Source organism: Aestuarium sp., assembly GCF_023253315.1.
GTDB lineage: Bacteria > Pseudomonadota > Alphaproteobacteria > Rhodobacterales > Rhodobacteraceae > Marivivens > Marivivens donghaensis.
Genome location: NZ_JALRGW010000001.1, coordinates 171,602 through 183,485, shown reverse-complemented (window position 1 = coordinate 183,485; position 11,884 = coordinate 171,602). Strand labels below are relative to the sequence as shown.

Here is an 11,884-nt window from a genome sequence, read left to right as displayed (position 1 = left end):
AATATAGGGTTGGAATTTACGGTTTCTAAGGGGGCAGACACCCTCGGTGCGAACAATTTTAGCATTAAGCCTCTGGTGAGATTGGAGGACGCAGCATGATCGCTATCGTCCATCCCGCGCACCAACGCGCGGCCCAACGCCGAAAAGGTGATCGCGCCGTGGAAATCTGTCTTCATCTGGGGGCCCATCGTACGGGCACAACATCGTTCCAATGTCATGTCCAACGTCATCGCGGGGCGCTGTCCCATGGCGGCACGGCCGTTTGGACGCCGAAACAAACGCGGGCAGGGCTGTTTGATGGCTTGGTTCATCGGCCCGACCGCGTAACGGCTGAAATCGCACACCGCTCTGAACGGTCCCGCGTTGCCATTCGCCGCGAGGTCGGACGTTTGACCGAGGCTGGCTATGACCGCCTGATGATCACCGAAGAGAACCTTCTTGGCTCGGCCCGCAATAACCTGCGCGATGGGGCGCTTTATTCCGATGTTCTCGAACGGCTGTTGCGGTTTCGTGCGGCACTGGCCGCGCCCGTAGCCCGTATCGCGATCAGCATCCGCAACTATGACAGTTACTGGGCCTCTGTCCTCGCTTATGCGGTGATGAACGGCCACACCATGCCACAGCCCGACCTGATCGACCGTCTGGCAATGCAGTCGCGCAGATGGGGTGATGTGATCCGCGACGTCGCCCGGGTGTTCCCGCAGACCGACATCGTTGTCTTCCCGTTCGAGGCGATGGTTAGCCATCCCGACGCGGAACTGTCGCACCTCATCGGCCAGCGCGTTTCGCTGTCAGAGGCGGACGATTGGCGCAACCCGTCGCCCCGCCTGCGCAAATTGCGCGAGGAATTGGTGAACCGTGGCGACCTCGACGGGGCGATCCGTTTGGGGCAGGGCAGCGGCGCTTGGATGCCGTTTGACGCCGATCAACGCGCGGCGATGCAACGCACATATGCTGACGACCTGACAGAGTTGCGCGAGGGCGCAATCGCTCAGGCGCGGCTTATCGAAATACCAACCCAGCACGGGTTGGACACGACCCATATTAGACAGACAGAAGTGACCAACGCCCATTGGCGTTCGGCAATCGGAGGACCCGATCATGGCAGACAAAGATACCTGGTCTAAGCTCGCGCAGAAAGAACTGCGTGATCGCCCATTAGATGACCTGAACTGGACCACGCTCGAAGGCATCACGGTCAAACCCCTTTACACCGAAGAGGACACCGCAGACCTGCCGCACCTCGGCTCACTGCCCGGGATCGAACCCTTCACCCGTGGTCCGCGCGCAACCATGTATGCAGGCCGTCCTTGGACCATCCGCCAATACGCGGGCTTTTCGACGGCTGAGGAATCGAACGCGTTCTACCGCAAGGCTCTCGCTGCGGGTCAGCAGGGTGTGTCGGTGGCCTTCGACCTCGCGACGCACCGCGGCTATGACTCGGATCACCCGCGCGTTGTCGGTGACGTGGGCAAGGCAGGCGTTGCGATTGACAGCGTTGAGGACATGAAGATCCTCTTTGACGGCATTCCGCTGGATAAAGTCTCGGTTTCAATGACCATGAACGGCGCGGTTATCCCCGTTCTGGCGAACTTTATCGTCACGGGCGAAGAGCAGGGCCACGATAAATCAGTCCTGTCGGGGACCATTCAGAATGACATTCTGAAAGAGTTCATGGTGCGAAACACCTACATTTACCCGCCAGAGCCATCGATGCGGATCATTTCGGACATCATCGAATACACTTCGACCGAGATGCCGAAATTCAACTCGATCTCGATCTCTGGCTACCACATGCAAGAGGCGGGCGCGAACCTCGTTCAGGAACTCGCTTACACGCTGGCCGATGGTCGTGAATACGTGCGCACCGCGATTGCGGCGGGCATGGATGTTGACCAGTTCGCACCGCGTCTGTCGTTCTTCTTTGCGATTGGCATGAACTTCTTCATGGAGGCCGCGAAACTGCGGGCTGCGCGTCTGCTTTGGACCCGCATCATGAAAGAGTTCAACCCGCAGAAACCGGGGTCGCTGATGCTCCGCACGCACTGCCAGACCTCTGGTGTGTCGCTCCAAGAGCAAGACCCTTACAACAACGTTGTCCGCACCGCTTACGAGGCGATGGCGGCTGCTCTGGGCGGCACGCAGTCGCTCCACACCAACGCGCTGGACGAAGCGATTGCGCTGCCGACCGAATTCTCGGCCCGTATCGCACGGAACACCCAGTTGATCCTCCAAGAGGAAACTGGCGTGACCAAGGTCGTCGATCCGCTCGCTGGTTCCTACTACGTCGAAAGCCTCACCGCTCAGCTCGCCGAAGAGGCATGGAAGCTTATCGAAGAGGTCGAGGAAATGGGCGGCATGACCAAGGCTGTGGCCTCGGGTATGCCCAAACTCCGCATCGAAGAATCGGCTGCGAAACGTCAGGCGATGATTGACCGTGGCGACGAAGTGATCGTAGGCGTGAACAAATACCGCCTCGCCAAAGAAGACCCGATCGACATTCTGGACATCGACAACAACGCGGTGCGTGCATCGCAGGTTGCCCGTCTTGAAAAAATCCGTGGCACCCGTGACGAGGCCGCCTGTCAGGCTGCTCTGACCGAACTGACCCGCCGCGCAAAAGAGGGTGGAAACCTTCTCGCTGCTGCTGTCGAAGCCGCACGCGCCCGTGCATCCGTAGGGGAGATCAGCATGGCTATGGAAAAAGAGTTCGGTCGGCACCGCGCCGAAGTGAAAACGCTCGCTGGTGTGTATGGCGCAGCGTACGAAGGCGACGAAGGCTTTGCCGCCATTCAGAAATCGGTTGAGCAATTCGCCGAAGAAGAAGGCCGCCGCCCGCGTATGCTCGTGGTAAAAATGGGTCAGGACGGTCACGACCGTGGCGCCAAGGTCATCGCGACCGCCTTTGCGGACATTGGTTTCGACGTGGACGTTGGCCCGCTGTTCCAAACCCCTGCTGAAGCTGCACAGGACGCGATCGACAACGACGTTCACGTGATCGGTATTTCGTCGCAGGCTGCAGGTCACAAGACCCTTGCACCGCAGTTGATCGAAGAGCTCAAGGCCGCTGGTGCCGAAGACATCATCGTAATCTGCGGCGGTGTTATCCCGCAGCAGGACTACGATTACCTCTACAAAGCTGGCGTTAAGGCGATCTTTGGTCCGGGGACAAACATCCCCAAAGCTGCCGAAGATATCTTGCAGATCATCCGCGACGTTCGCGGTTAAGATCAGCGATCAGACTGAAAAAAGGGGGCCGCGAGGCCCCCTTTTGCGTTAGGCCTTTTCGACCTCTGGATTGCCTGCATTGCGCAGCACCAGATACCCCGTGATCGCCGAAAGGATAGAACCGAGCAGAACGCCAATTCGCACCTCGTTCATCAGCACACCACCTTCGCCAAAGCTCAGGCCACCGATAAAGAGCGACATGGTAAAGCCGATGCCCGCCAGACAGCTGACACCGTAGATGTGCCGCCAGTTGACGCCGTAGGGCAGTTTAGCCAGACCTGCTTTCACCATGAGCCATGTGAGGCCGAACACGCCGATTTTCTTACCGAGATACAGGCCGAGCGCGATACCGATGGGGAGCGGCGCGAACATCTGGTCAATCGTGATCCCTTTGAGGACAACACCCGCGTTTGCAAAGGCAAAGATCGGTACGATCAGGAAAAACACATAGTCCGTCAGGCCATGTTCGACCGAATGGAGCGGCGATTTTCCGTATTTATCCTTGAGAGGAATAAAGAACGCGGTGATCACACCAGCCAGCGTTGCGTGCACGCCCGATTTCAGAACGAAGAACCACAGGATGATGCCCAGCAGGACCGAGGGTGCCACGCGGTGGAAGCCCATGTAATTGCGGAACCACAGACCCGCGAGAGGGATCAGCGCCAGCCAGAGGTAATCGATTTTCAAATCCGCCGTGTAGAACAACGCGATAATGATGATCGCACCGAGGTCGTCGAGGATCGCGAGCGTCAGCAAGAACACCTTGAGCGCGGACGGCACCCGCGTGCCGAGCAGCGCCAGAACACCGACCGCAAAGGCGATGTCGGTGGCAGCAGGAATAGCCCAGCCACGGATGGTTTCGGGATTGCCCCAGTTAATCGCCGCATAGATCACCGCAGGCACGACCATGCCGCCGACCGCTGCCATACCTGGTAGGATCACGTCGCGCGGGTTTTTCAGCTTCCCCTCTAACATCTCGCGCTTTAGCTCTAGCCCGATCAGGAAGAAGAACACCGCCATCAAACCGTCGTTGATCCAGAGGATCAGCGGTTTCTGCAGCCCTTCGCCGTCAAAGGTGATGGCGAAATATGTGTTGAGAACACCGTGGTAGAGATCCGTCAGTCCAGAGTTAGCGACGATGAGCGCCAAGGCTGCGGACAGCATGAGAACGATCCCTCCCGCCGCTTCATGGCGGAAAAAGCGATCGAGGGCAGAGGCAAGAGACATGGTAATTCCCGACAATTATAGTTAATTTAATGTCAAGTAAGCACTCAGGCGCTTGCATCAACCAGTTGAACACGGTTTGTCTGTGCATAATTGCAGGTGACCTTGTCGATTCTAGCACAACGGGAAGCCCGTCGATGTCGATTTGGACACGTATCGCTGATGCTCTGGCCGCTCTTCGCAAGGGCGAGGGGTTGGCGGCTGTGTTTGAACAATTCCGCACGCCGCCCGAACGATCGGTAGCCTTTACCATCGCGGTGATTGCCTTGGGTGCCAAAATGGCCAAGGCCGACGGCCTTGTGACCCGTGACGAAGTGGCCGCATTCCGCGAGGTGTTCACCATCGCGCCCGAAGATGAGGCACAGGCGGCAAAGCTATTTAACCTTGCGCGACAAGACGTTGCAGGGTTTGAGGATTATGCGGCTCGCGTCGCAAAGATGTTCGGTGATGACCGCGCACCGCTCTGTGACCTTATGGAAGGTTTGTTCCATATTGCGATGGCGGACGGTGAATATCACGAGGCTGAGGACGCGTTTTTGCAGCGTGTGGCAGAGATACTTGGGTTTGATGAGCGTCGGTTCCGCACCATCCGCGCGCAGTTCGTCCCCGATGCAGAGCGCGATCCCTATGACGTGCTGGGCGTTTCGCCCGATATGCCGATTGATGACATTCGCAAGGTCTGGCGCGATGCCGTGCGCGAAAGCCATCCTGACCGTCTGATGGCGCGTGGCCTTCCCGAGGAGGCGATCAAACTCGCCGAAGCGCGTCTCATAGCCGTAAATACTGCGTGGGATCAGATTAACGGCAAAGCCGCATGAGGATAGCCACCTATAACGTCGAATGGTTTACCAACTTATTTGACGATAATGGGCGGCTTCTGCACGATCATCGCTGGTCGGGACGATTGAATGTAAAACGGGGCGAACAGCTCGATGCCTTGGGGATTGTGTTCACTGCACTCGACGCCGATGCCGTGATGGTGATTGAGGCCCCAGACGACAATCGTCGGCGGAGCGGGGTCATCGCCCTCCAGAACTTTGCCGCCGAATATGGGTTGCGGGCGCGAAAGGCGCTGATTGGGTTTTCGAATGATACGCAGCAAGAGATCACGCTGCTCTATGATCCCGATGTATTTGAGGCGCGACATGATCCCCTGTCTCACCCCGACGCCCCGCGGTTCGATGCGGCGTTCGAGATTGATCTGGATGTCGATGCTGATCTCGATCTCGTGCAATGGTCCAAACCCCCGAACGAAGTCGCATTGCGGACTAAGGCAGGGCACGATTTGCGGCTGATTGGCGTTCACGCGAAATCAAAGGCCCCGCACGGTGCCCGCAATATCCATGAACAAATGCGGATCGCGATTGAGAACAGGCGCAAGCAGTTGGCGCAATGTCTCTGGCTGCGCCGTCGGATTGATCACCATTTGGCGCAGGGCGATAACCTGATCGTTTTGGGCGATTTCAACGACGGCCCTGGGCTGGACGAATATGAAAAGCTTTTTGGTCGGTCCAGTATTGAGATCGTTATGGGAGAGGGCGACCAACCGCGTCTTTTTGATCCCCACGCGCGGGCGGCGCTCACCCAAAAACTCGGCGCTGTGCCGACCACATCGCGGTTTAGGATGGGTGGGGATGACAACTACCTGTGCGCTTTGCTCGATTATGTCATGGTGTCGCCAGAACTATTGGACCATGACCCGCGTTGGCGGATTTGGCATCCGTTCGACAACCCCGTCTGCTACGGCACGCCCGAACTGCGCGAGGCCTTATTGACCGCGTCGGACCACTTTCCCGTGACGATCGACCTTAATTTATGACTGTTTGGGCAGGATGCGGACGGTTGCAGACACCGCGTCCATCGCCTTGGCCAGCGAGTTATACCGCGCCTCAGACACTTCACCCCATAGCGGCTCTGTCTCTGCGTTGAGAACCAGTTCCAGCTCGCGCTTCTTGGGCTTCCAAATAAACTGCCCCGGATTCCCCTCGGCCTTGAGCCACAGCATCGCACCCAAACGCATCGCCCGACCTAGGATCTCTGCCTCACGGATTTGCTGTTCATCGAGCAGGGCAAACAGAGGTTCGAGACGCGAACCCTGACGCTTGCTGGAATAGCGATGGAACAGCGAGAGACCGAGCAACACTCGTTCTTCGTGTTTCAACCCGCCCAAGTTTGCGCGGGTCGCATTGTCGAACGCAACTTCGTCACGGTAGTCAGGGTGCGCGCGCCAAGTTACGTCATGCAAGAGGCAGGCGGCTTTGATGATGCGCAGTTTCTGCCAATTTGCATTGGGGAACAGCGGCGTTACGAAATCATAGAGAACTTTGCCAAATCCGGGCAAACGCGCGTCTTTTGATTCCGCATAACGACTGGCTTCAATCAACGGATCGCGGTCACGCAGCTCTTGGGGCATTTGTTCGTACAAAAGACCCTCGCGTATGCCGTAGGATGACACAGCGATATCTTTGGGGCGGAAGGTTTTCACCAGTTCCTTGAGCACGTGGATTGCGATGGGCACCAGCGCCATACGTTCGGACGAAATTCCACAACGGCTGCGCAGATCGTCGAGGTTTGCAGAGCCGATGTAATCCGCCGTCGTGGAGACGTTGCGGGCGGTCATTCGGTATTCGTGTTGAACGGTCAGGGGATAGCCGCGCCGCTCCATATCGATGCGCGCGATCGCACGCCATGAGCCGCCGACCAGAAACAGCCGCATCCCTGTCTCATAGTCCATCTCGGCATGCATGCCCTGCATGATCTCTTTGACATGGGCCTTGAGGTCGCGCTTTGAGGTGAACCCTTTGAGGCGCAGTGGACCGAGGGGCGAGGTGAGGCGGTGGCCAACCTTGCCATCTTTGATATCCGCCAATTCCATTGACGAGCCGCCAATATCACAGACCATGCCAAAGCTGCCGGGCCAGCCCAGCAGAACGCCTTGCGCCGAAAGGCGGGCCTCTTCGCGACCATCAATGATGTGCAGCTTGACGCCTGCTTTTTCCAGTACTTCGCGGCTGAATTCATCGCCATCTTCGGCTTCACGCACGGCAGCCGTGGCAACAGCGGTCAAAGGTGCATCCATGCTTTCGGCGAGAGCGGCAAAGCGGCGGATGGCAGCCAGCGCACGGGCGCGGCCTGTCGGGTTCAAACGACCCGTTTCACGAAGTCCAGCGCCGAGAGCGCACATGACCTTTTCGTTGTAGAAATAGGCAGGGCTACGGGCAGCGCCGTCAAAGACCACCATACGAACAGAGTTAGAGCCAACGTCCAACACGCCGACACGCGCGAGCGCTTTGGCTTGAGGATCGTCAAACAAAGGCCGCCCAAAGGGGCCCCAGTCGGTGTCGTCTGTCTGGGTCGTGGTCGTCATGGATTCTCCGGTCCTCCCCGACCTTTGGACGGGGAGGGGCGCGGTGTCAATCTTCGGTGTGCGTTAGTTGCACGACACCCGTGGCCCCGGCCGACCCGCGACCAGACAGCGATGGGTTCTCCATAAAGAACTTATGGCAGCTAAAGGCGAATTTATCCTCAGGCACGGCGACCCGCGTAAATTTGCCATCCGGCCCCATGATCCAGCTCTGCGCGATATCCGCCATGTTGGCTGACATGATCTGATCGACGATCTGCGCTTTGACGGTCGGGTTCTTAGCTTCAACCAGTGTCTCAACACGACGGTTGAGGTTACGCCCCATCCAGTCTGCAGACGAGAAAAACACACGTGCCTCTTTGCCCGGAAGTCCGCCGCCATTGCCAAAGCAGACGATGCGCGAATGTTCGAGGAACCGACCAACGATGGATTTGACGCGAATATTTTCCGACAGTCCTTTGATCCCCGGACGAATGCCGCAGATGCCACGCACCACGAGACTGATCTTCACGCCCGCTTGGCTCGCGCGGTAGAGCGCGTTCATCACGTCCTCTTCAATCAGGCTGTTCATCTTGGCCCAGATCGCAGCAGGGCGGCCAGCGCGGGCATGTTCGATTTCAAGGTCGATCATTTCGATAAGGCGTTGTTTCAGGCCCATCGGTGCAATCGTCAGGTTCTCAAGCCCGTCTGGCTGCACATAGCCCGACAGGTAGTTGAACACCTTCGTCGCGTCCCGCCCCAAGGCCGCATCGCAGGTAAAGAACGACAGGTCGGTGTAAATCTTTGCGGTGATCGGGTGATAGTTGCCCGTGCCGTAGTGGGTGTAGGTGACCAGTTGATCCCCTTCGCGGCGCACCACGGTCGAGATTTTCGCGTGAGTTTTCAGTGTGGTAAAGCCATACACCACATGCGCGCCAGCCCGTTCCAAACGGCGCGACTGACGGATGTTCGCAGCCTCGTCAAAGCGGGCCTTCAGTTCGACCAGCGCGGTCACGGATTTGCCATCCTCAGCCGCCTCGCAGAGCGCTTCAACGATCGGGGAGTTCTTGGACGTGCGATAAAGCGTCTGTTTGATAGCGACCACATTCGGGTCGGCGGCCGCTTGTTTGAGGAACCGCACCACCATGTCGAAGGTCTCGTAGGGGTGGTGGAGCAGCATGTCCTTTTGTTTTATCGATTTGAACATGTCGCCGCCGTGGTCCTGAACCCGTTCGGGAACACGCGGCGTGTAGGGCGACCACAAAAGGTCAGGACGGCTGTCGAGGACCAGTTGTTTGAGGTCAGCCATACCGAGCATACCGTCCACGATCACCACCTCGGATTCGTCGACATGCAGTTCGTGCATGATCATGTCGCGCAGCCCGTCAGGTGCGCCCGCTGTCATCTTCATGCGGACGACCTCACCGCGACGACGACGTTTGAGGGCGACCTCAAATTCGCGCACCAGATCTTCGGCTTCTTCTTCGACCTCAAGGTCGCTGTCGCGCAGCACACGGAACGCACAGTCGCCTTTGACCTTATAGCCAGGGAAGAGGCGGTGGATGTGCAACAAAAGCAGTTCTTCGAGCGGCAGGAACCGATCCCCGTCAACTGTCGGCAGCGCGATAAAGCGGTCGATCTGATGCGGCACGGGCAAGAGCGCGCGCATGGACCGTTTGTCAGCGGTCCGTTCCAATTGCAGCGCCAGCGCAAAACCCGTGTTCGGAATGAACGGGAAGGGGTGCGCAGGGTCAACAGCGAGTGGAGAAAGAACGGGGAACACGTTGTTCAGGAACACATTTTCCAGGAACTCTGCGTCACCTTCGATCAGGTCGGTCCGTGATAGGATATGGATTTTCTCTTGCGCTAGTTCAGCCTTGAGCGCGTTAAACGTCGACTGTTGGCGCATCATCAGATCGCGGGCGTCCGCGTTGATCAGCGCGAGTTGTTCGACAGGTGTAAGACCGTCGAGCGCAGGGGTCATGTTGCCCGCATGTGCCAGTTCCCGCAGACCCGCAACGCGCACGGTATAAAACTCGTCAAGGTTGGTTGCCGAAATGGACAGGAACCGCAGGCGTTCCAACAGTGGAACCCGCAGGTTTTCGGCCTCTTCCAAGACACGCCAGTTGAAGCCAAGCCAGCTTAACTCTCGGTTATAAAAACGGGATGGGCTGGTGAGGTCAAAATCGGCCTCAACGGCTTCGGGGAATTTTGCGGTCAGGAAATTTGCGAGTGTCATGGCGGCCTTATGCTGCGCAATTGCAACGATTATGTGACCATTATCGCGCCTATTCTGATGGATTGTCCAGCAACCTACCAGCTAGTTTAATTCCAATCGGTTGCGCTGTCGCGAGAGCCTCTTTGTCCAGCGCTGATACGATGTCGTCAGCAGCAGAAAACGACCGTTCAATCCGACCTGCAAGATAGGAGATCAGCGCGGGTTTCGGGGTCAGCTGGCGGTCGGCAAAGTGCTTCATCAACACGGCGCTGAGTAGCCGATCATCGGGGTCGGCGATATGCACGGTGGGTGCTGCCTGCATTCGGCTGGCAAGGTCGGGGAGGGCGATGCTCCAACGGCTCGGCGGCGTTGCGGCGGTCAGCAGAAGCGGCAAACGCTGCGCACGCAGGTGATTGTGAAGATGAAACAGAGGTTCCTCGGACTGGGGCTGCAGGCCCTCCATGTCCTCAATCACAATCGGGCAAGAGGGCAGGTCGAGCGTGCTGCCAATCTCCCTAGCTTTCCAAACGGTGGCACCTGTAAGGTGCTGAAACACGCGCGACAGATGGCTTTTGCCGCTTCCCTTGGGGCCGATCAGGGCGAGCTTGCCATCGGCCCAGCCATCAGGGTTTGTGACCATGACATAGGCGTGGGCATTGGCCTCTGACACGAAATAATCGTCAGGGCCCAACGCGACGTTAGGGGGTAGATCAAAGGACAGCTGGCGCGGGGTCATTCGGTATCGCTAAAGCCCCGATAGAGGCGTCCGTTCTTGTAGCTTCGGATGGCGTGACGGGCCACAACGCCGATCATCGCGGCAACTGGCACCGCAACGAGCATCCCAACAAAACCGAATAAGGTGCCAAAGACGGACAGCGCAAAGATCAGCCAAACAGGGTGCAGGCCGACCGAGCTACCGACGAGTTTTGGTGTCAGGAAATTGCCTTCGAGGAACTGGCCGACGCCAAAGATCGCAGCGACAAGCCCGATCCGCAGCCAATCCGTGGCAAAGGTCGTGGTCGCGCCGTCGATCACCTCAACGCTATTCCAGAACTGAAACAGCGCGAGGCCGATCGACAAAAGGCCACCGACCAGAGCTCCAACGTAAGGGATAAATGTCAAAAGCCCCGCAATGGCACCAGCGACGAGGCCGAACTGCAAACCAACGACCATGAGGCCCACCGCATAGAAAATGCCAAGGATGAGGCAGACGGTGCCTTGCCCACGGATGAACGAGGCAAGCGTTTTGTCGATCTCTGTCGCGATGCTGCGGATTTGTCCCAAATGATCGCGCGGCAAGAGGCTGTCGATCTCAGCGACCATATTGTCCCAATCATAGAGCAAGTAGACCGCCACAACGGGCACGACGACCAAAAGGACGATCACGTTGATCAGGCTCATCGCCGAAGAGAGCACGCCGTTTAGGAAATCGCCACCTTTGCTCTGCACGGTGGAGGCCACGTTTTTGAGGCTGCCCGAGAGTGTGATGTCATTCTGTGCGAGGGCAGGGAAGGTGTCGGTCAGCCATCTATCAAGATCGCGCAGAACTGTGGGCGCGGTATCAACCGAGGTGCCGATGAAATTAAAGAGCGACGCTGTTTGCTGGATCAGCACAGGGATGATTAAGAGAGCCGCGATCACAAAAATGATCGTTGCGCCGATACTGATCACGCCGACAGAGGCCGCACGGCTAAAGCCCGCTCTCTCCAACCGATCTGCAACTGGGTCGAGCATGTAGGCGACCGCTCCACCTAGAACGAAGGGCAGGATCACGTTGCCGAGGAAATAGAGCAAAAACACCAAAATAGCTGTGGCGATGCCCCAGTATTTCACCTGTTCTTTGACTGGAAGTCCCATGCCATGCCCCTATC

9 protein-coding genes are annotated in these 11,884 nt (G+C 57.9%); 4 read left to right on the top strand and 5 right to left on the bottom strand.

The window, feature by feature from the left end; translation table 11 throughout:
* Positions 1–95: 95 nt before the first annotated feature.
* Together AC1QQ2_RS00915 and scpA are read left to right on the top strand one after the other, a co-directional pair.
* On the top strand, positions 96–1,127 hold the full coding sequence (locus tag AC1QQ2_RS00915) for a hypothetical protein (protein WP_479711731.1): 1,032 nt from the start codon (positions 96–98) through the stop codon (positions 1,125–1,127).
* Positions 1,102–3,228 (top strand): methylmalonyl-CoA mutase, encoded by a 2,127-nt coding sequence (scpA, locus tag AC1QQ2_RS00910; protein ID WP_105234755.1) that lies wholly within the window; start codon positions 1,102–1,104, stop codon positions 3,226–3,228. Before AC1QQ2_RS00915 ends, scpA begins: the two co-directional genes overlap by 26 nt.
* A 48-nt stretch (positions 3,229–3,276) precedes the next feature.
* Here scpA and nhaA read toward each other — a convergent pair whose 3' ends face one another.
* Positions 3,277–4,455 (bottom strand): Na+/H+ antiporter NhaA, encoded by a 1,179-nt coding sequence (gene nhaA, locus AC1QQ2_RS00905; RefSeq protein WP_479711730.1) that lies wholly within the window; start codon positions 4,453–4,455, stop codon positions 3,277–3,279.
* A gap of 134 nt (positions 4,456–4,589) precedes the next feature.
* On the opposite strand from nhaA, the gene AC1QQ2_RS00900 reads away from it, so the two are divergent.
* On the top strand, positions 4,590–5,270 hold the full coding sequence (locus AC1QQ2_RS00900) for a TerB family tellurite resistance protein (RefSeq protein WP_479711729.1): 681 nt from the start codon (positions 4,590–4,592) through the stop codon (positions 5,268–5,270).
* Positions 5,267–6,271 carry an endonuclease/exonuclease/phosphatase family protein gene (locus tag AC1QQ2_RS00895; protein ID WP_479711728.1) on the top strand — a complete coding sequence of 335 codons (1,005 nt, stop codon included), beginning with the start codon at positions 5,267–5,269 and terminating at the stop codon, positions 6,269–6,271. The genes AC1QQ2_RS00900 and AC1QQ2_RS00895 overlap by 4 nt, the downstream gene beginning before the upstream one ends.
* On the opposite strand, the gene AC1QQ2_RS00890 is transcribed toward AC1QQ2_RS00895, so the two are convergent.
* From AC1QQ2_RS00890 to AC1QQ2_RS00875, 4 genes are read right to left on the bottom strand one after another with little or no spacing between them, the layout of a single operon-like run.
* Positions 6,266–7,819 carry a Ppx/GppA family phosphatase gene (locus tag AC1QQ2_RS00890; RefSeq protein ID WP_249945471.1) on the bottom strand — a complete coding sequence of 518 codons (1,554 nt, stop codon included), beginning with the start codon at positions 7,817–7,819 and terminating at the stop codon, positions 6,266–6,268. The two genes, AC1QQ2_RS00895 and AC1QQ2_RS00890, sit on opposite strands and share 6 nt — an antisense overlap.
* Before the next feature lie 46 nt (positions 7,820–7,865).
* Positions 7,866–10,034: an RNA degradosome polyphosphate kinase gene (locus AC1QQ2_RS00885; protein WP_479711727.1), complete on the bottom strand. Its 2,169-nt coding sequence runs from the start codon at positions 10,032–10,034 to the stop codon at positions 7,866–7,868.
* A gap of 49 nt (positions 10,035–10,083) precedes the next feature.
* Positions 10,084–10,749 (bottom strand): P-loop NTPase family protein, encoded by a 666-nt coding sequence (locus AC1QQ2_RS00880; protein ID WP_479711726.1) that lies wholly within the window; start codon positions 10,747–10,749, stop codon positions 10,084–10,086.
* A complete protein-coding gene (locus AC1QQ2_RS00875) occupies positions 10,746–11,870 on the bottom strand; it encodes an AI-2E family transporter (RefSeq protein WP_479711725.1) in 1,125 nt (374 codons plus the stop codon). Before AC1QQ2_RS00875 ends, AC1QQ2_RS00880 begins: the two co-directional genes overlap by 4 nt.
* Positions 11,871–11,884: the final 14 nt, after the last annotated feature.